Source organism: Pseudomonas lyxosi (genome assembly GCF_047758685.1).
GTDB classification, from domain to species: domain Bacteria; phylum Pseudomonadota; class Gammaproteobacteria; order Pseudomonadales; family Pseudomonadaceae; genus Aquipseudomonas; species Aquipseudomonas lyxosi.
In genome coordinates this window covers 2,798,502-2,816,757 of record NZ_CP180481.1, presented here as the reverse complement: position 1 = coordinate 2,816,757, position 18,256 = coordinate 2,798,502, and the positions used below count along the sequence as shown (strand labels likewise).

Annotated in this window: 18 protein-coding genes; 7 read left to right on the top strand and 11 right to left on the bottom strand. The window is 60.0% G+C overall.

Annotated features, from left to right (window positions below):
* Positions 1–112 precede the first annotated feature (112 nt).
* Positions 113–1,432, top strand: coding sequence for an MFS transporter (locus ACMXYI_RS12970; RefSeq protein ID WP_415773499.1), 1,320 nt, complete (start codon positions 113–115; stop codon positions 1,430–1,432).
* Positions 1,433–1,586: 154 nt separating this feature from the next.
* Positions 1,587–2,216, top strand: a complete 630-nt coding sequence (locus ACMXYI_RS12965; RefSeq protein WP_347803705.1) for a flavin reductase family protein — start codon at positions 1,587–1,589, stop codon at positions 2,214–2,216.
* Here the strand turns inward: ACMXYI_RS12965 and ACMXYI_RS12960 are convergent, their stop codons facing one another.
* Both ACMXYI_RS12960 and ACMXYI_RS12955 read right to left on the bottom strand, forming a co-directional pair.
* Entirely contained in the window at positions 2,217–2,447 is a 231-nt protein-coding gene (locus ACMXYI_RS12960) for a hypothetical protein (RefSeq protein WP_008156042.1), read from the bottom strand.
* Between the two features lie 42 nt (positions 2,448–2,489).
* On the bottom strand, positions 2,490–2,843 hold the full coding sequence (locus tag ACMXYI_RS12955) for a putative quinol monooxygenase (protein ID WP_415773498.1): 354 nt from the start codon (positions 2,841–2,843) through the stop codon (positions 2,490–2,492).
* A gap of 335 nt (positions 2,844–3,178) precedes the next feature.
* On the opposite strand from ACMXYI_RS12955, the gene ACMXYI_RS12950 reads away from it, so the two are divergent.
* The gene (locus tag ACMXYI_RS12950) at positions 3,179–4,108 is read left to right on the top strand and encodes an AraC family transcriptional regulator (protein WP_415773497.1); all 930 of its coding nucleotides are present in this window, start codon (positions 3,179–3,181) and stop codon (positions 4,106–4,108) included.
* A 115-nt stretch (positions 4,109–4,223) separates the two neighbouring features.
* Here the strand turns inward: ACMXYI_RS12950 and ACMXYI_RS12945 are convergent, their stop codons facing one another.
* The 6 genes from ACMXYI_RS12945 to ACMXYI_RS12920 form a co-directional block, all read right to left on the bottom strand.
* Complete coding sequence (locus ACMXYI_RS12945; protein ID WP_415773496.1) at positions 4,224–5,279, bottom strand: ABC transporter ATP-binding protein; 1,056 nt, start codon at positions 5,277–5,279, stop codon at positions 4,224–4,226.
* A 155-nt stretch (positions 5,280–5,434) separates the two neighbouring features.
* Positions 5,435–6,283 (bottom strand): ABC transporter permease, encoded by an 849-nt coding sequence (locus tag ACMXYI_RS12940; RefSeq protein ID WP_008156049.1) that lies wholly within the window; start codon positions 6,281–6,283, stop codon positions 5,435–5,437.
* The gene (locus ACMXYI_RS12935; protein ID WP_415773495.1) at positions 6,280–7,188 is read right to left on the bottom strand and encodes an ABC transporter permease; all 909 of its coding nucleotides are present in this window, start codon (positions 7,186–7,188) and stop codon (positions 6,280–6,282) included. The genes ACMXYI_RS12940 and ACMXYI_RS12935 overlap by 4 nt, the downstream gene beginning before the upstream one ends.
* 195 nt (positions 7,189–7,383) lie before the next feature.
* Entirely contained in the window at positions 7,384–8,487 is a 1,104-nt protein-coding gene (locus ACMXYI_RS12930; protein WP_415773494.1) for an ABC transporter substrate-binding protein, read from the bottom strand.
* Between the two features lie 218 nt (positions 8,488–8,705).
* Positions 8,706–10,154, bottom strand: coding sequence for an aldehyde dehydrogenase family protein (locus tag ACMXYI_RS12925; RefSeq protein ID WP_415773493.1), 1,449 nt, complete (start codon positions 10,152–10,154; stop codon positions 8,706–8,708).
* Entirely contained in the window at positions 10,151–11,788 is a 1,638-nt protein-coding gene (locus tag ACMXYI_RS12920) for a 5-guanidino-2-oxopentanoate decarboxylase (RefSeq protein WP_415773492.1), read from the bottom strand. Before ACMXYI_RS12920 ends, ACMXYI_RS12925 begins: the two co-directional genes overlap by 4 nt.
* Before the next feature lie 159 nt (positions 11,789–11,947).
* On the opposite strand from ACMXYI_RS12920, the gene ACMXYI_RS12915 reads away from it, so the two are divergent.
* Positions 11,948–12,829: a LysR substrate-binding domain-containing protein gene (locus ACMXYI_RS12915; protein ID WP_008156058.1), complete on the top strand. Its 882-nt coding sequence runs from the start codon at positions 11,948–11,950 to the stop codon at positions 12,827–12,829.
* A 163-nt stretch (positions 12,830–12,992) separates the two neighbouring features.
* On the opposite strand, the gene ACMXYI_RS12910 is transcribed toward ACMXYI_RS12915, so the two are convergent.
* Together ACMXYI_RS12910 and ACMXYI_RS12905 are read right to left on the bottom strand one after the other, a co-directional pair.
* Positions 12,993–13,607 (bottom strand): NAD(P)-dependent oxidoreductase, encoded by a 615-nt coding sequence (locus ACMXYI_RS12910; protein ID WP_415773491.1) that lies wholly within the window; start codon positions 13,605–13,607, stop codon positions 12,993–12,995.
* 41 nt (positions 13,608–13,648) lie between these two features.
* Positions 13,649–14,530, bottom strand: a complete 882-nt coding sequence (locus ACMXYI_RS12905; protein ID WP_415773490.1) for an MBL fold metallo-hydrolase — start codon at positions 14,528–14,530, stop codon at positions 13,649–13,651.
* Between the two features lie 114 nt (positions 14,531–14,644).
* On the opposite strand from ACMXYI_RS12905, the gene ACMXYI_RS12900 reads away from it, so the two are divergent.
* Together ACMXYI_RS12900 and ACMXYI_RS12895 are read left to right on the top strand one after the other, a co-directional pair.
* Positions 14,645–15,550 (top strand): LysR family transcriptional regulator, encoded by a 906-nt coding sequence (locus ACMXYI_RS12900; RefSeq protein ID WP_415773489.1) that lies wholly within the window; start codon positions 14,645–14,647, stop codon positions 15,548–15,550.
* Positions 15,551–15,751: 201 nt separating this feature from the next.
* On the top strand, positions 15,752–15,928 hold the full coding sequence (locus ACMXYI_RS12895; RefSeq protein ID WP_170206612.1) for a hypothetical protein: 177 nt from the start codon (positions 15,752–15,754) through the stop codon (positions 15,926–15,928).
* Between the two features lie 9 nt (positions 15,929–15,937).
* On the opposite strand, the gene ACMXYI_RS12890 is transcribed toward ACMXYI_RS12895, so the two are convergent.
* Complete coding sequence (locus ACMXYI_RS12890; protein WP_008156068.1) at positions 15,938–16,834, bottom strand: helix-turn-helix domain-containing protein; 897 nt, start codon at positions 16,832–16,834, stop codon at positions 15,938–15,940.
* A 179-nt stretch (positions 16,835–17,013) separates the two neighbouring features.
* On the opposite strand from ACMXYI_RS12890, the gene pobA reads away from it, so the two are divergent.
* Complete coding sequence (pobA, locus tag ACMXYI_RS12885) at positions 17,014–18,207, top strand: 4-hydroxybenzoate 3-monooxygenase (protein WP_415773488.1); 1,194 nt, start codon at positions 17,014–17,016, stop codon at positions 18,205–18,207.
* Positions 18,208–18,256 lie beyond the last annotated feature (49 nt).

The window sequence follows — 18,256 nt, the reverse complement described above, 5'->3', positions numbered from 1 at the left end:
ACGTCCTACCCCCTCTAAACCGGCCCTCCTCTCTTTGGCACACCTCCTGCTATAGCCCAAGCAGGCTGCGTTTCAACGCGCTCCACAAAAACAATTAAATGAAGGATCCGTCATGGATAACTCACAAACCCTGCCTCTTGGGTCGGCAGCTTCGCCTGCCAAAGAAAGAACCACTGCCAGTCGCATCAAATCGATCTTCAGCGGCTCGGTCGGCAACATGGTCGAGTGGTACGACTGGTATGTCTACGCCGCCTTCTCCCTGTACTTCGCCAAGGCCTTTTTCCCCAAAGGCGACACCACCGCACAACTGCTGAACACCGCCGCGATCTTCGCCGTGGGCTTCCTGATGCGCCCGATCGGTGGCTGGCTGATGGGCCTCTACGCCGACAAGGCCGGTCGCAAGAAAGCACTGATGGCTTCGGTGTATCTGATGTGTTTCGGCTCGCTGCTGATTGCCCTGAGCCCTGGTTATGAAACCATTGGCATTGGCGCACCGATCCTGCTGATTTTCGCCCGCCTGCTGCAGGGCCTGTCGGTCGGTGGCGAGTACGGCACCTCGGCAACGTACCTCAGCGAGATGGCGACCAAGGATCGTCGCGGCTTCTACTCCAGCTTCCAGTACGTGACCCTGATCTCCGGCCAGCTCATCGCGTTGGCGGTGCTGATCGTGCTGCAACAGACCCTGACCACTGAAGAGCTGTACGCCTGGGGCTGGCGCATCCCGTTCGCCATCGGCGCGCTGTGTGCCGTGGTCGCGCTGTACCTGCGTCGTGGCATGGAAGAAACCGAATCTTTCACCAAGAAAGAGAAGGCCAAGGAAAGTGCGATGCGCACCTTGATGCGTCATCCGAAGGAACTGATGACCGTGGTCGGCCTGACCATGGGCGGCACCCTGGCGTTCTACACCTACACCACGTACATGCAGAAATACCTGGTGAACACCGTCGGCATGAGCATCTCCGACTCCACCACTATTTCGGCCGCCACGCTGTTCCTGTTCATGTGCCTGCAACCGCTCGTTGGCGGGCTCTCGGATAAAGTCGGTCGCCGGCCGATCCTGATTGCCTTCGGTATTCTCGGGACACTGTTCACCGTGCCGATCCTGACCACCCTGCACACCGTCCAGACCTGGTGGGGCGCGTTCTTCCTGATCATGGCGGCGCTGATCATCGTCAGCGGCTACACCTCGATCAACGCGGTGGTCAAAGCCGAACTGTTCCCGACCGAAATCCGTGCACTGGGCGTCGGCCTGCCGTACGCGCTGACCGTGTCGATCTTCGGCGGCACCGCTGAATACATCGCGCTGTGGTTCAAGAGCATCGGTATGGAAACCGGTTACTACTGGTATGTCACCGCGTGTATTGCCGTGTCGTTGCTGGTCTACGTGACCATGAAAGACACCCGCACGCATTCGCGGATCGAGACGGACTAAGTCCGCCGGCAACACAAAAAAGGGGCAGACCTGGCCAAGGTCTGCCCCTTTTGCTTTTTGAAAAAACACCACAGAACCTGTAGGAGGTTGTGCTGGAAATATGCCGCGGGTCCTTGCACCATGACCGACTCCCCAGCGTTCAGGAATCCCCTCCATGCCCGACGACATCCATTTCTACGAACCCGCCAACGGCCACGGCCTGCCGCATGACCCGTTCAATGCCATCGTCGGCCCGCGTCCCATTGGCTGGATTTCCTCTCAGGATGCCGATGGCCGCTTGAACCTGGCGCCCTACAGCTTCTTCAACGCCTTCAACTACATTCCGCCGATCATTGGATTTTCCAGTGTCGGGCGCAAAGACAGCCTGAATAACATCGAGCGAACCGGCGAATTCGCCTGGAACCTGGCGACCCGTCCGCTGGCCGAGCAGATGAACCAGTGCTCTGCCATGGTCGGGCCTGAGGTCAACGAGTTCGAGCTGTCCGGGCTGACGCCGGCAGCGTCGAAAATCATTCAGGTGCCACGCGTCGCCGAAAGCCCGGTGTCCTTCGAGTGCAAGGTCACGCAGATCATTCAGTTGCAGCGGGCCGATGGCAACGTGGTGCCGAGCTGGCTGATTCTCGGCGAAGTGGTCGCCGTGCATATCGCCAAGTGGCTGTTGAAGGATGGGGTGTACGACACCGCCGCGGCAGAACCGATTCTGCGCGGCGGCGGGCCAGCGGATTATTTCCAGCTGGGGCCTGAGGCGTTGTTCAAGATGTATCGCCCGGGGGCGGTCAAGTAATTACCAGATCAGGTCGCCGTCTTCGCTGACGTCCCTGAGACGGGTCAGTTCTTTGGCTGCGGCCTCATCGGCCTCATGGGCAGTTTTGAAGGTCTGTTCTTCGAGCAGCTTGTGAAAGCGCGGTGCACCCGAACCACCGATGGCTTTGGTGGCGATTGCGGCGTGATAGCCGCCCTCACGGGGTACTACGGCAGATACGGCTTCGAAGGTTTCAAAGGCTTTGCGTGCCATGTCGTGGATCCTGGCTGAATGGAGAATTGAGCCATTAAACCCTCAACCCGCCATTTTGTGTACCCACGACTGGGACTGCCCCAGCGCCTGGGCGGCCGACACGTCCTTGAAGGTATGAAAATCCAGGCTGTTGACCACCAGGTCTTGCACCAACCCGGCAAAAACCTGCATGGCCGGGGTGTTGAAATAAGCGGTCATGGCCTGCTGGTTCATCCAGAAACCGGACACCAGCCACAACTCCGGATCGCACTGCGAATGTTGCAGGGCAAAATTCAGGCAACCCGGTGCGCTGCGGGACGGCTCGATCAAGGCGCTCAGGCGCGCACCGAGCTCTGCCGAACGCCCGGCGCGGGCGCGGACAAAGGCCATATGACTGACGGGGATCTGCGTAGACATGTTCAACCCTCCCAGGTACTCGAGTGGCAGCCGTGGGACGGGCTGCGACAGGATCCAAGGTTAAGCGCGCCCCTTCCATCGCGGTTAGTCGATTCCTGCCGGCTTGTTGCACAATCCTGCGCGGCTTCTCGAAAAACCTGTAACAACCTGTAAAAGCTTTCGTGCCAATGAAACAGGGCTTTCAAGCAAGTTTTCCTTGGGTTGCCCTGTCATAGAGGCACCGTTAATTCACGCCATGCAGAATCAGGCAAGGTTGAGGCAGGATGTGTCTACCGCTTCGTCTTGCACAAACTTAAGCTCAGCTCATTACCAACGCCTCACCGAGGATGCCTAGCATGTCGTCGCTCGATCATTTTCAAGCCCCGCTGGACGCCGACATGGAGAAACAGCGCGCGGAACTGGCCGCTATCATTCGCCAAAACACGGCGGAGGATGGCACTTATGCGACTGCCGTCGGCTCGCTCTTCATGTCTCGCCACAGTAAATCCCATGAGTTTGCCCCGGTACTGGCGCAACCCGCGCTGTGCATCATGGCGCAGGGCCGTAAAGAGGTCAGGCTGGCCGATGAATACTTCAATTACGATCCGTTGAATTACCTGGTGGTGTCGGTCTCGATGCCCTTGAGCGGACGCGTGGTGAACGTCACTTCTGAAGAACCGATCCTCGCGGTGCGGCTGGATATCGACCCGGCGGAAATCACCGCGCTGATTGCCGACGCCGGCCCTCTCGGTGTGCCCACCCGGCCAACGGGACGCGGCTTGTATGTCGAACGGATCGACACCGCGATGCTCGACGCGGTGCTGCGTCTGGCGCGTTTGCTGGATGCGCCGAAAGACATCGCCATGCTCGCACCGCTGATTCGCCGGGAGATTCTTTATCGGTTGTTGCGCAGCCAGCAGGGCCATCGGCTGTACGAAATCGCTATCGCCAACAGCCAGAGCCATCGCATCAGCCAGGCGATCAAATGGCTCAACGGCAACTATGAGCAGCCGCTGCGCATCGATGATCTGGCGAAGGAAGTGAACCTGAGCGTGTCGACGTTGCATCACCGGTTCAAGGCGATGACGGCGATGAGTCCGTTGCAGTATCAGAAGCAACTGCGCCTGCAAGAAGCGCGGCGGTTGATGCTGGCGGAAGGGTTGGAGGCTTCGGCGGCGGGGTATCGGGTCGGGTATGAAAGCCCTTCGCAATTCAGCCGGGAGTACAGCCGGTTGTTCGGGGCGCCGCCGTTAAGGGATTTGGCGCGGTTGCGGTTGACGGTTTGATCTGATTTTTTGTGCTGGCTTTGCCGGCCTCATCGCGAGCAAGCTCGCTCCCACATTGGATCGGTGTACACCAGAACCCTGTGGGAGCGAGCTTGCTCGCGATGGGGCCAGTCAGTCAGGCGCCGAGTACGCGGCAAGCCTCAGCCGGAAGGGTCACCGACACCGGATTGCCAATGCTCAACCCAAACCCCTGACACGGCGTACTCAACGCCGTAAACGACACCCCGGAACACTCCACGGTCGTCTCAATCGTCGCGCCGATATCGCGCACGAACGTCACCTTACCGAGCAACCGATTCCCCGCCGTCGCCTGCGGATGCGACAGTTGCAGGTCCTCAGGGCGAATCAGCATCTTCACCTTCTCACCCACCACGATGCTGCTGCAGATCGGCACTTCCAGCGCATCGCCACCCGGCAAGCCCACTTTGCCGTTACCCAGCGCCGTGGCCGGGAAGATATTCCCCGAGCCGATAAAGTCCGCAACAAACTCGTTGGCCGGGTGACGATAAATCTCAATCGGCGTGCCCACTTGCTGCACGCGATGTTCACCCAATACCACGACGATATCCGCCATGGTCATGGCTTCACGCTGGTCGTGGGTCACCATGATGGTGGTGATGTTCAAGCGTTGTTGCAGCTGACGGATTTCCACCTGCATCGATTCACGCAGCTTGGCGTCCAGCGCCGACAGCGGTTCGTCGAGCAGGAGGATTTTCGGGTGATTGGCAATCGCACGGGCAATCGCCACGCGCTGACGTTGACCGCCAGACAGCTTCGCCACTGGACGATCAATCATCTCGCTCAGCTGAATCAGTTCCAGCAACTCCACCACCCGCGCCTGCTGATCAGCCTTGCTGACCCCACGCAGTTTCAGCGGATAGGCGATGTTCTCCCCTACCGTCATGTGCGGAAACAGCGCCAGCGATTGAAACACCATGCCGAAATTACGTTGATGCGCAGGCGTGTGGCCGATGTCTTCACCGTCCAGGCGAATCTCGCCGCCGCTCAGGGTTTCGAGCCCTGCGATCATTCGCAGCAAGGTGGTTTTGCCGCAGCCCGAAGGGCCGAGGAAACACACCAGTTTGCCCTCAGGTAAATGCAGGTTTACATCCTTTACCGCGCAGGCCGAGCCGTAATGTTTCTCGACGTTTTCCAGAATCAGACCAGTCATGTTGCACCTCAAGAATAAGGTTCTGGCTGGAGGTCGCCGAGCGAAGATCAGGCAAGGCAAAAGTCTGCGAAGAAGCGGAGTTGACTTTAGTCAATGAGCATTCTGAGTGGACTTTTAACGCAGCATGATCGAGCGCAGGCACCTCCAGGCAGAAGCTAGAACGAAACGCCACCTTCACCGACTAGCTTCTCCAACGCCCAGATCAGGACGAAGTCGATCAGCACGATCAGCACGGCAAACGAGAAAACGGTTGGGTCGAGCGATGACACGGTGCGGCTGTACATCCAGATCGGCACGGTCATGACGTCGATGGTGTAGAGGAAGTAGGTCACGGTGAATTCGTTGAACGAGACGATGAACGCCAGCAGCATCCCCGCCAGAATCCCCGACTTCATCAACGGCACCACCACATCGATAATCGCGCGGGTCGGCGAAGCACCGAGCATCTGCGCGGCTTCTTCGACTTCGCTGCCGATGGAGAGCATCGCGGCGGTGCAGTTTTTCACCACGAACGGTAGCGCCAGGATCACGTGGGCAATCACCAGCCGCGACGTGGTGATTTGAAATGGCAGGCTGTCGAACACCAGCAATAGCGCCAGCCCCAACACCACCATCGGAAACACCAAGGGCAGCGACATCAGTTGCAGCGCCACGGCTTTGCCACGGAACTCACAACGGGTCAGCGCGTAAGCTGCCGGCACGGCGACAATCGTGGCGAAGACCATGGTCAGGCACGCCACCATCAGGCTGGTGGTCATGGCTTTGCCGAGGCTCAGCACATCGCTGGAATCCGGCGACACGAAGGTATTCCAGGCGGCTTTGTACCATTGCAGGCTGTAGCTGCTCGGCGGGAAGTCGAGGTTCGACGCACCGCTGAACGACATCACGATCATGGTCAGGATCGGCAATACCGCCAGCAGCAGGATGAAGCCCGACAGGATGCCGGCAAACTTGCCGGTCTCGCCGGGCAGCAGCCCATAACGTTTCTTGATCAGGGTGCTCATTGGGAAGCCTCCAGCATGCGCCGACGACGGCCAGTGATGTATTCGGACAAGGTCATGATCGCGAGCGTAGTGACAATCAGCACCACACCGGCAGCGGAGGCGGCAGGCCAGTTCATCAGCGGAGCGATCTGGTCATGGACCATCACGGCCAGCATCGGCACGCGTCGACCACCGAGCAGCAATGGCACCACGAAGCTGCTGGCGTTGTAGGCGAACACCAACGTCGCGCCAGTGATGATCCCCGGCATGCTCATCGGCAGCACCACCTGGCGGAACACCTGAAAACGGCTGGCGCCCAGGGTTGCAGCAGCTTCTTCATAAGTACGGGCGACGCCGCGCATGGCGCTGGCAATCGGCAGCACGGCCAGCGGGAACGCGGTTTGCACCAGGCCCATCAGTACGCCGTTCTGGTTGTAGAGCAACATGATCGGGCGCTTGATCAGGCCCAGGCCCATCAGCGCCTGATTGAGCATTCCGCCAGGGCCGAGAATCACCAGCCAGCCGTAGCTTTGCAGCAACAGGTTGACCAGCAATGGCAGCAGCACCGCGGCGAGGAAGATCCGTCGCACAAACGGTGAGGTCAGCCGCGACATGGTGTAGGCCACCGGGATCGCCAGCACGACCGCGATCACCGCGCTGATCAAGGCCAGGCGCAGGGTCAGCAGCAAGGATTTGAGGTAATACGGTTCCAGCAATTGGGCGTAACTGGCCAGGCTGAACCCGGTCCATTCCGCGCCTTTGGTGCCCACGCTCATGCGTAGAACCAGGAGGCTGGCGGCGATCAATACGCCCAGAAACAGCATCGACGGCGAGAGGAAAAACCAGGCACGCGTCGTCGGCGAAACACCCCGGGGAGCGCGCGATGCAGCGACGGCGACCGGATGAGTCAGAGGTTGGTGTTCCATAGCAAGGGTCTCGTCAATGGAAAGCAGCTGACAAACACAAGACTTGAAGCGACGACGTTCTAGTGTGGGAGCGGGCTTGCTCGCGAAGGGGCCGTGTCAGTCGACATCAATGTTGAATGTCACACCGCATTCGCGAGCAAGCCCGCTCCCACATTTAGATTTGTGGTGCTCTGAGGGCTTGTGTTCGTCACTCGATCAGGAAGAAAAGATTTCCGTGTAACGACGAATCCATTGGTCATGCACGGAGGCCAGGAAGGCGTTGTCGTGCATGATCGCTTTCTCGGCAATCTGCTCAGGCGTGAGGATGTACGGGCTCTTGCGCGCTTCGGCGGAGATGATCGCCTTGGCGTTGACCGGACCGTTGTAGATGTCCTCAGCCATCTTGCCCTGCACCAGTGGGTCCAGAGAGTGGTTGATGAAGGCGTAGGCCAGGTCAGTATCGCCCGGACGATTCTTCGGCATCACCGAGAGCATCAGGTCGGTGTAGAAACCTTCCTTCATGCCGAAGGTGGCGCCCAGACCGTATGCCGGATCGCGGATCTGTTTCGGGAAGAATGCCGGTGCGTACAAGCCGCCCATGTCCAGAGAACCGGTACGGAACAGTTCGGCGATCTGGTTCGGGTTTTCACCCAGGGTCACTACGCGATCTTTCAGCTCGGCGAGTTTCTTGAAGCCCGGCTCGATGTTGTGTTCGTCACCACCGGCCAGTTTGGCGGCGATGATGATCAGGTCCATCGCTTCGGTCCAGTTCGGCGGCGGCAGGAAAATGTTCGGCGCCAGCTCGGGATCCCACAGGGAGGCGTAGCTGTCCGGCGCTTCCTTGATGGTGCGGGTGCTGTAGACCAGGCTGTTGCACCAGAGCAGGTAACCGATACCGTGGCCATTGGCGCCGGTGCGGTATTTCTCCGGCACGTCGACCAGGTTGGGAATGCGGTTGAGGTCGGGCTTTTCCAGCAGGTTGGCCGCGGCCAGACCTTCGGCGCCGACGCCTGCCAGGGTGATGATGTCGTACTGCGGACGATCACCGCCGGCCTTGAGCTTGGCGACCATTTCCGAGGTGCTGCCGGTGCGGTCAGCGATGACCTTGCAGCCGTATTTGTCTTCGAAGGTTGCCGCGATGTTGCGCAGTGCGGCAAGACCGGTGTCATCCGACCAGGTCAGCAAACGCAGGGTTTTGCCCTGGAAGCGTGTGTCGCTGGCATTGGCCTTGACGAAGGGCAAACTCATGGCCGCCGCGGCTACGGACGCCACGCCCACGGTTTTAATGAATTGACGTCTGTTTAAATCATGCTCGCCCATGAAGGACTCCCTTTGTTTTTGTAAGTATGAGGTTGGTCGCAACCGTTGCATCCGCGCGCCCAGATCAGCACCAAACCCCCGGTTTCAAAGGGCTTGAGTTGAGCCGACCGCTTCATCCTGAGGTCGTGCAAAACACCTGACTATCGATAAAAACTCATTGAAGCCATGACGCCAGCGCATGCCTCATCACGAGGCATGCGTTGACCCTTTTCGAGCCGTCAGACCGCTCGAATCACGTGTTTGATTTCCTGGAAAGCCTGCAAGCCCCACGGCCCCAATTCGCGGCCGATGCTGCTCTGTTTGTAGCCACCCCAAGCGGTCTGCGGGAAGATCACTTGCGGCGCGTTGATCCACACAAGCCCCGCCTGCAAAGCGTTGGCGACCCGATCTGCCGCTTCGGCGTCGCGGGTGACCACGCTGGCCACCAGACCGAACTGGCTGTCATTGGCCAGGGCAATCGCCTCGGCTTCGGTGGCAAAACTGCGCACGCAGATCACCGGGCCGAAGATCTCTTCACACCACAGCGCACTGTCGAGGGGCACTTCGGTGAAAATCGTCGGCTGCAAAAAATAGCCGCGCGGCAGGTCCGCCGGACGATTGCCGCCGCAAACCAGCTTGGCGCCAGCACTCAAACCGCGATCGATGTGCCCCAGCACGCGCTGGTATTGCGCCTGATTGACCAGTGCGCCCATTTCCACGTTCGGGTCGAACGGGTCGGCCACGCAAATGGCTTCGGCGCGGGCCTTCAAACGGATGAGGAATTCATCGGCCAGTTCATCGGCGATCAGCACGCGGCTGGTGGCCGAACACATCTGCCCGGCGTTGAAGAAACCGCCGCCACAGGCCACTTCCACGGCCAGTTCGATGTCTGCGTCTTTGAGCACCAGCAGCGAGGATTTGCCGCCCAGTTCCAGGCTCACGCCCTTCACGGTTTCTGCGGCACGTTGCATGACTTGAACACCGACGGCGTTGCTGCCGGTGAAGGAAATCTTGGCGATGCGCGGGTCAGCCGACAACGGCGCGCCAACCGCCAGGCCAGTGCCGCAGACCAGGTTGAACACGCCTTTGGGCAGACCGGCCTCCGCGATGATCGCCGCCAGTTCCAGTTCCGGCAGCGGCGTGACTTCGGACGGCTTGAGCACCACGCAGCAACCGGCGGCCAGGGCCGGGGCGAGTTTCCAGGCGGTGGTGACCATCGGGAAATTCCACGGCACGATCAGGCCGACAACACCTGCGGGTTCACGACGCACACGAGCGCTGAAGTCGTCGGTTGGCAGCTCGACATTGCTGTCTTGCTTGGCATCGAGCCCTTCGGCTAAACCGGCGTAGTACTCGAAGGTGGCGATCACGTCGTCGACATCGATGGCGGCTTCAAACAGCGGCTTGCCATTGTTGCTCGACTGCAAATGCATCAACTGTTCACGACCGGCCTGCACGCCCGCAGCAATTTTGCGCAGGATCGCGCCGCGCTCGGCGCCGGTGGATTTCGACCACTCCTTGAAGGCGTTGGTCGCGGCAGTGACGGCTTGATCGACAGCATGTTCATCGCCGCCATTCACGGTGGTCAACAAGGCTTCGGTGGCCGGGTTGATCACGCGCAGGTGTTCGTTGCCGGCGGACCATTGGCCGTCGATGAACAGGCCATCCAGCGTCGTAGGGAAACTCATTTCGACACCGCCTTCATCCACACAGTCTGATCGATTTCAATCAGGGTCGGACCCTGGCGATCGGCAGCGGCGCGCAGTGCGCTGCGCAGTTGCTCGACACCGCAGACGGCTTCGGCGGCACAGCCCAGCGCCTTGGCCACGCCGATGAAGTCCGGGGTGTAGATGTCCACGCCGACCGGCTCGATGGCGCGGTTGACCATGTATTTCTTGATCTCTTCGTAGCCCTGGTTATTCCACAGCAGGACGATCACCGGGGTGCGCGCTTCAACGGCGCTGGCCAGTTCCGGCAAGGTAAATTGCAGGCCGCCGTCGCCGATCAGGCACACCACTGGAGGCCGCGCGCCGTTTTCAACGCTGCCGCCGAGCCAGGCGCCAATCGCTGCCGGCAAGGCGTAACCGAGGGTGCCGTAACCGGTGGACGAATTGAACCAGCGACGCGGGCGTTCCGGGTTGAACGTCAGGTTGCCGGTGTACACCGGTTGGGTCGAATCGCCGACGAAGACTGCGTTTGGCAGTTCGTGCAAGACGGTTTCGAGGAAACGGGTCTGGGCCAGGGTCGGCGCATCCCAGGTGGCAGCCAGTTCGTCGCGCAAGCGTGCGGCACGAACCTGGCCCCAATCGTTACGGCGCTCGGCCAGCGAGTGGTGGGACAGTTCGCTCAGCAAGGCTTGAGCCGCGTTGCGCGAGTCGGCTACCAACGCGACTTTCGGCGGGTAGTTGCGCACGGTCTGGTCGGGGTCGATGTCCACCCGCAGCAGTACGCCAGGAATCTCGAAACCGCCGGCGAAGGTGACGTCGTAATCGGTCTCGGCCAGTTCGGTGCCGATCGCCAACACCACGTCAGCTTCAGCCACCAAAGCGCGAGTCGCGACCAGGCTTTGGGTCGAGCCGATCAGCAATGGATGGTTGGATTCGAGCATGCCCTTGGCATTGATGGTCAGGGCCACCGGGGCGTCCAGCAGTTCGGCCAGTTCAGTCAACTCGGCGGAGGCATCGATGGCGCCACCACCGGCGAGAATCAGTGGGCGCTTGGCACCGGCCAGCAACGCGGTCATGCGGGCAACTGCACTCGGCGCGGCACCGGCACGGTCGATGTTCACCGGAAGACTGGCGAGCAAGTCATCGGCCTCTTCGACCAATACGTCCAACGGAATTTCGATATGAACCGGGCGCGGACGGCCGGCCTGGAACAGAGCAAAGGCACGCGCCAGGACGCCCGGCAATTCAGCCGCCGACATCAAGGTGTGAGAGAACGCCGCCACACCGCCGACCAATGCGCTCTGGTTCGGCAGCTCGTGCAGCTTGCCGCGACCGCCGCCCAACTGGCTGCGCGATTGCACGCTGGAGATCACCAGCATCGGGATCGAGTCGGCGTAGGCCTGGCCCATGGCGGTGGTGATGTTGGTCATGCCAGGGCCGGTGATGATGAAGCACACACCCGGTTTGCCGCTGGTGCGAGCGTAACCGTCGGCCATGAAACCGGCGCCCTGTTCGTGACGCGGAGTGACGTGGTTGATGCTCGAACGGGCCAGCCCGCGATACAGCTCCACGGTGTGAACCCCGGGAATGCCGAACACCTGCTCAACTCCGTAATCTTCGAGTAACTTGACCAATACTTCGCCGCACGTCGCCATGTCTTTGCCCTTCTTGTTCGTTTGAGACGCCGGACCTGCGCAGTGTTTATGATGAGTGGGCAGGTCCAGGGATGGCCTCATTGGAACGGGCGACACGTAGCCGCAACAATGGATAAAAAGTCATACTAGCCATGTCCTCACGTCATACCTTGGATCCCAATGAAACGATTGCCTCCCCTGCCGGCGCTGCACACTTTTCTGATTACCGCGCAGTGCTGCAACTTCACCCGTGCTGCTGAACAGCTGTACATCACCCAAGGTGCGGTGAGTCGGCAGATCGCCGGGCTGGAAGAACATCTGGGTTATGAACTGTTCATTCGCCAGGCCCGGGGCCTTGACCTGACGGCCGAAGGACGGGAATGGCTGCCACGGGTCCAGCAGATTTTCGGCTTGATCGACGAAGCCGTGGAGCAGATCGGCGAGAAGCGCGAAACCCTCCAACTCAAGGCCCCGACGTGTGTCATGCGCTGGCTGTTGCCACGGCTGTTGCAGTGGCAACGGGAGCGCCCGGATGTGCCGGTGGAATTGACCACCACGGTCAAACATGGCGTGGATTTTCATCGCGAGCAGTTCGATGCTGCGGTGATGTACGGCGCACCGCCGGACAGCGCGCTGGCTTCTTTTCATTTGTTCGATGAGCAACTGACACCGGTCTGTTCCAAACCTCTACTGGAAGGTCCAGTGCCGCTGATGACGCCGGAGGATCTGGAGCAGCACATGTTGCTGCACCCGACAAGGGATGAACGGGACTGGAAGGCCTGGCTGGCCACCGCGGATATTCGCTTGAGCAATGTCGGCAAGGGTCAGCATTTCGAAACGCTGGACCTGGCGATGTCGATGGCGTCACAGGGGACAGGCGTGGCGATCGGGGATTGGTCGCTGATTGGCGATGATTTGAGTGCGGGGCGGCTGGTCATGCCGTTTGAATTGAAGGTTAAGACCGGGTTGGCGTATTACCTGGTTTTCCCTGAAAAACCCGGGCCTTCGCCGAAGTTGCGCGAGTTGATGGGGTGGTTGGTGGAGCAGGCTCAGGCGCGCTGAGTCGAAACCATGTAGCAGCTGGCGAAGCCTGCGTTCGGCTGCGCAGCAGTCGTAAAACCATCCACCGCGGTGTGTCAGCAAAACTGTGGATACCGGGTTTACGACTGCTGCGCAGCCGAACGCAGGCTTCGCCAGCTGCTACAGGTTTGTGGTGTTACGAGGATCAGTACCCGACGGTGAACCGCTGCCGAGGGTGCTTCGGCGATTCCACTTCATCCAGCAACGCAATCGCATAATCGGCAAAACTGATCCAGCTCCGCCCTTCGCTACTCACCAGCAAATCATCCTTGCCGATCCGAAACGTCCCCGTGCGCTCACCTTCGACAAACTCTGCCGACGGCGACACAAAAGTCCAGTCCAGCTCTTTTTCCTGCCGCAGGTTTTCCAGAAACTTCGCACCCGCGCTGGCCTCAGCCTTGTACGCCTGCGGAAAACCCTCGCTGTCGATGACGCGGGTTCCATCCGGCAGCAACAGCGAACCGGCACCGCCCACCACCAGCAGACGTTTCACCCCAGCCTGTTTCACCGGCCCGATCACGGCACTGGCAGGAAGCGTCGAAAAATGCGCAGCGCTGATCACCACGTCATGGCCAGCGACTGCCGCTTGCAAGGCTTCAGCGTCCAGGGCATCAACATTTTTGCTGACCACACCAGCACGCTGGCCGATTTTCGAGGTGTCGCGGGCGATCGCCGTAACGCTGTGACCACGACGCAGGGCTTCTTCCAGCAGTTGGCTACCGGCACGACCGGTGGCACCAATGATTGCGATCTTGCTCATGACGTTCTCCAGTGTGGATCAGTGTGAGTGAGTGAATCGGGTTACCACTTCATCTCGCCCTTGGCGACTTTGGCGCTCAATTCAAGCGAGCTTTCTTCTCCCAGCTTCGGGTAGCGTTTTTTCATCGCGGCGATCAGCGCGGCAGCGTCCTTTGCCTTGGCGGTTTCTTCGTCGAAGGCTTTGATGTAATCGGCGGTGAACTGCACGGCGGCCAGCGAACGGGCGCTCTCACCAAGGTAATGACCCGGCACGATGGTTTTCGGTTTCAGGGTTTCGATGGCGTGCAATGTGGTCAGCCAATCGGCGTGGGACTGCGGCGTCTGGGTGTCGGCCATCCACACGTGGATGTTTTCCGCGACGACGACGCCACCGACCACAGCCTTGATCGACGGAATCCAGACAAAGGTGCGATCCGGTTGCTTGCCGTCCAACCCCACCACCTGCAATTTCTGCCCTTCGAGCATCAGGCTGTCGCCTTTGAGTACCTGCGGCACGATGGTTTTGGCAGGCACGTCGGTGCCCATTTTCGGCCCCCAGAACGCCAGTTTGCCGTCGACGGTTTTCTGGATGTGATCCACGGTCGGCTGCGAGGCGAGCACTTTGGCGTTGGGGAATGCGGCAGTCAGGGTGTCGAGGCCAAAGTAGTAATCCGGGTCACCGTGGCTGATGTAGATGGTGGTCAGTTGCTTGCCGCTGGCGCGGATCTTCTCGACCACTTGCTCGGCCTGGGATTTGCCAAATTGTGCATCCACCAAAATCGCGTCTTTCTCGCCACTGACCAACACCGAGGTCACCGGGAAGATCGCCTTGTCGCCCGGGTTATAGACGTCCAGGGTCAGGCTCGAGGCAGCCGCTGCGTGGGCGGCGAAACCTAGGGTGGCGGTGGCCAGCAAAATACGTTTAAGCGAGGTGAAGCCGATCATCTGTTGCTCCGTTGTCCGAATGCCGTGCTTGGCGATGGGACAGAGCTTAGTTGCATGACGCAGTACAAAAAATGCGATGCTGGGACATAGTTTGTTTCTGAAAGTGGGCAAATCATGGATCGTCTACAAGCAATGCGAGTGTTCGTCACGGTGGTTGACCTCGGCAGCCAGTCCGCCGCCGCCGATCACCTGGACCTGTCACGGCCCGTGGTTTCGCGCTATCTGGCGGAGCTGGAGGATTGGGTCGGCGCACGCCTGATGCACCGCACCACGCGCAAGCTGAGCCTGACCGCCGCTGGCAGTGAAATCCTGCCTCGATGTCGGCAGATGCTCGACCTGTCCACGGACATGCAAGCCGCCGTCAGCGAACCGGACGAGGCACCACGCGGCGTGTTGCGGATCAGCGTCAGCACTTCATTTGGTCAGGCACAATTGGCGGATGCCATGGCCGCTTACGTCAAACGTTACCCCGGCGTGAGCATCGACATGCAGATGCTCGACCGCACGGTGAACCTGGTGGATGAGCGCATCGATCTGGCGATCCGCACCAGCAATGACCTGGACCCGAACCTGATCGCGCGGCGGTTGACGGTCTGCCGTTCGGTGATCTGCGCCTCCCCCGCTTATCTGCTCGAGCACGCGACGCCGCTGCGGGTCGAGGATCTGAGCCAGCACAATTGCCTGACCCACTCCTACTTCGGCAAAAGTCTCTGGCATTTCGAGGAGGACGGTGAGCAGGTGTCAGTGCCGGTGCAGGGCAACATCAGCGCCAACGAAGCCAGCACATTGTTGCGCGCGACGATGGCTGGCGCCGGGGTGGCGATGCTCCCCAGTTATCAGGCCGGTGTGCATATCCACAGCGGCGAACTGATCCGCCTGCTGCCACACGCCGAACCCCGGCAAATGAACGTTTACGCGGTGTATACCTCACGCAAACACATGCCGGCGACGTTGCGCAGCATGCTGGATTTTCTGGTGCTCAGATTTCCGGAAGAACCGGCGTGGGATATCGGCCTGTAACCGAATGATCGTTCCCACGCTCCGCGTGGGAATGCCTCAACGGACGCTCCGCGTTCGGCTTTAGATGGGACGCGGAGCGTCCCGGGCTGCATTCCCACGCGGAGCGTGGGAACGACCAGAGAGGCCGCGTTGGTGGCAACTCACTGGCGCTGACCTATGCTCAAAGTAATACCGAAGGGTATTCGTTCAGAGGTCAACGCCATGAACATCAAAACAAGAAGATACCTCGCGATTTTCATCACCTGCGCGGCCACGCTCGCGCTGTATGGCACCGCGGCCTGGCGCGTCGAGCAGTTGCGACAACTGCCCCGTGAATACGCGAGCTGTAACTTCGAACGCTGCATTCCCCACAACGCGACCCTCAACGCCCTCAAGTAACGAAGGGGATCAGGCCTCGTTGTCCTGATCGGCCTTCAAGCGGTCGCGAAATGCCTTGGGCGAGATCCCCACTCGACGTCGGAACAGGCGCGTGAAGTTGGTCGGATCAGAGAACCCCAACACGTCGGACATTTCATAAATGGTCATGCTGGTATAGGTCAGCAAGCGCTTGGCCTCCAGCAATTGACGTTCGTGCATGATCTGCAACGCCGGTTGCCCCGCCAGCTCACGGCACGTGCCGTTGAGGTGGGACACGGAAATCCCCAGCCGATGGGCCAGGTCTTCGACCTTGACGTGTTGGCGATAGGTCTCTTCCACCAGTTGGATAAAACCGTTCAGGTATTCCCGGGCACGCTGCGGACGCTGGCTGGCGTTGCGGCGGGAAATCACCTGGCGGCTGACCCACACCATGATCACGCTGACCAGCGAATGCATGAGCATTTCGCGAGCCGGCTGGTGGCCGGTGTATTCGTCTTGCAGCGCTGAAAACAGGCTGTTGAGGTACTCGCCTTCCTTGCCCGCCGGATAACTTTCGGCCTGGGCCAGGGCGTTCACCGAGTTGCCCAGTTGCGCCTGAAGATGGGCGACCAGCGGCGCGGCAAGGGTCACCACAAACCCTTCGACGTCCTCGGAAAACCGGAAGCCGTGCACCGACAGCGGTGGCAGGATCTGGATCGCCGGCTCGGTCAATTGCGTACGTTTGCCTTCGATTTCAAGCTCTGCCTGACCTTTGAATACGAAGAGCAACTGGCACAAATCGGCGTGGCGGTGGGGTTTGATTTCCCACTGGTGTTCGCGGCTGCGTTTGGAAATGGTTTCACAGTGCAGCAAGTCCGGGGTCGGCCAATCCAGGCTTTCACCGTAGAGCTTGAACACTGGAATCGAAGGTAGGTCAGGCTTGTTCATCACTTCAATCCAGGCCTCGGGGGTAGGCGGGCGATAATCGCACCGATTGGCAGAATGTACAGGTATCGGCTCAGTTTTCCCCTTCAATTGACAGACTCGCGAGAGAAAAATGCAAGCACTCGATCCATAAAAATTATTCACCGGCCCTGGTCGCGTGAAGCTTGCGAGTCATAAAAACAATGAAAACGCTGAAAACCCAAATCGCCATCATCGGCGCCGGTCCGTCCGGTTTATTGCTCGGCCAATTGCTGCACAACGCCGGCATCGACACCCTCATTCTCGAACGCCAGACCCCGGACTATGTGCTCGGACGAATCCGTGCCGGCGTCCTCGAACAAGGCATGGTAGAGCTGTTGCGCCAAGCCGGAGTGGGTCAGCGCATGGACGCCGAAGGGCTGGTCCACACAGGCTTCGAACTGGCCCTCGACGCACGCCGCGTACACATCGATCTGCAAGCCCTGACCGGTGGCAAAACGGTGATGATCTACGGTCAGACCGAGCTCACCCGCGACCTGATGGCCGCTCGTCGGGAGGCCGGTGCGCAGACGATTTACGAAGCCGGCAACGTCGTTCCTCACGGGATGAAAACCGATGAGACGTTCGTGACTTTTGAGAAGGACGGCGAGCTGTATCAACTCGATTGCGACTACATCGCCGGGTGCGACGGTTTCCATGGCGTGGCCCGGCAGTCGATTCCTGCCGAGTGCCTGAAAGTGTTCGAGAGGGTCTATCCGTTTGGCTGGCTGGGGATTCTTGCCGATACCCCGCCAGTTCACGAAGAGCTGGTCTACGCCCGCCATGAACGCGGTTTTGCCCTGTGCAGCATGCGTTCGGCCACCCGCACCCGCTACTACCTCCAGGTGCCGGCCGGCGAGCACGTCGAGAACTGGTCTGATCAGCGCTTCTGGGATGAACTCAAATCCCGTCTGCCTGGCGCGTTGGCAGCGTCGTTGGTCACTGGGCCTTCCATCGAAAAAAGCATCGCGCCGTTACGCAGTTTTGTCGTCGAACCGATGCAGTACGGGCGGATGTTTTTGGTCGGCGACGCCGCGCACATCGTCCCACCCACCGGCGCCAAGGGCCTGAACCTGGCGGCCAGCGACGTCAGTACGCTGTTCACTATTCTGCTGAAGGTTTACCGAGAAGGCCGTGTGGATTTGCTGGAGAAATACTCCGAGGTCTGCCTGCGCCGGGTGTGGAAAGCCGAACGGTTTTCCTGGTGGATGACCTCGATGCTGCACCGCTTTGACGATAACGACGCCTTCAGCCAGCGGATTGCCGAGTCGGAACTGGAGTACTTCGTCGACTCCGAGGCCGGTCGAAAAACCATTGCAGAAAATTACGTCGGCCTTCCATACGAGGCTATCGAATAGCCTGCTATCGACTTACACTGGCGAGCATCCCCGCTCGCCTTGCTTCTTG

What these genes read in the sequence shown, in the direction of transcription:
- pobA (WP_415773488.1), top strand. Translation starts at nt 17,014, where the DNA reads ATGAAAACGCTGAAAACCCAAATCGCCATCATCGGCGCCGGTCCGTCC.
- ACMXYI_RS12965 (WP_347803705.1), top strand. Translation starts at nt 1,587, where the DNA reads ATGCCCGACGACATCCATTTCTACGAACCCGCCAACGGCCACGGCCTG.
- ACMXYI_RS12895 (WP_170206612.1), top strand. Translation starts at nt 15,752, where the DNA reads ATGAACATCAAAACAAGAAGATACCTCGCGATTTTCATCACCTGCGCG.
- ACMXYI_RS12950 (WP_415773497.1), top strand. Translation starts at nt 3,179, where the DNA reads ATGTCGTCGCTCGATCATTTTCAAGCCCCGCTGGACGCCGACATGGAG.
- ACMXYI_RS12905 (WP_415773490.1), bottom strand. Translation starts at nt 14,530, where the DNA reads ATGATCGGCTTCACCTCGCTTAAACGTATTTTGCTGGCCACCGCCACC.
- ACMXYI_RS12940 (WP_008156049.1), bottom strand. Translation starts at nt 6,283, where the DNA reads ATGAGCACCCTGATCAAGAAACGTTATGGGCTGCTGCCCGGCGAGACC.
- ACMXYI_RS12960 (WP_008156042.1), bottom strand. Translation starts at nt 2,447, where the DNA reads ATGGCACGCAAAGCCTTTGAAACCTTCGAAGCCGTATCTGCCGTAGTA.
- ACMXYI_RS12925 (WP_415773493.1), bottom strand. Translation starts at nt 10,154, where the DNA reads ATGAGTTTCCCTACGACGCTGGATGGCCTGTTCATCGACGGCCAATGG.
- ACMXYI_RS12935 (WP_415773495.1), bottom strand. Translation starts at nt 7,188, where the DNA reads ATGGAACACCAACCTCTGACTCATCCGGTCGCCGTCGCTGCATCGCGC.
- ACMXYI_RS12955 (WP_415773498.1), bottom strand. Translation starts at nt 2,843, where the DNA reads ATGTCTACGCAGATCCCCGTCAGTCATATGGCCTTTGTCCGCGCCCGC.
- ACMXYI_RS12945 (WP_415773496.1), bottom strand. Translation starts at nt 5,279, where the DNA reads ATGACTGGTCTGATTCTGGAAAACGTCGAGAAACATTACGGCTCGGCC.
- ACMXYI_RS12900 (WP_415773489.1), top strand. Translation starts at nt 14,645, where the DNA reads ATGGATCGTCTACAAGCAATGCGAGTGTTCGTCACGGTGGTTGACCTC.
- ACMXYI_RS12970 (WP_415773499.1), top strand. Translation starts at nt 113, where the DNA reads ATGGATAACTCACAAACCCTGCCTCTTGGGTCGGCAGCTTCGCCTGCC.
- ACMXYI_RS12890 (WP_008156068.1), bottom strand. Translation starts at nt 16,834, where the DNA reads ATGAACAAGCCTGACCTACCTTCGATTCCAGTGTTCAAGCTCTACGGT.
- ACMXYI_RS12910 (WP_415773491.1), bottom strand. Translation starts at nt 13,607, where the DNA reads ATGAGCAAGATCGCAATCATTGGTGCCACCGGTCGTGCCGGTAGCCAA.
- ACMXYI_RS12920 (WP_415773492.1), bottom strand. Translation starts at nt 11,788, where the DNA reads ATGGCGACGTGCGGCGAAGTATTGGTCAAGTTACTCGAAGATTACGGA.
- ACMXYI_RS12930 (WP_415773494.1), bottom strand. Translation starts at nt 8,487, where the DNA reads ATGGGCGAGCATGATTTAAACAGACGTCAATTCATTAAAACCGTGGGC.
- ACMXYI_RS12915 (WP_008156058.1), top strand. Translation starts at nt 11,948, where the DNA reads ATGAAACGATTGCCTCCCCTGCCGGCGCTGCACACTTTTCTGATTACC.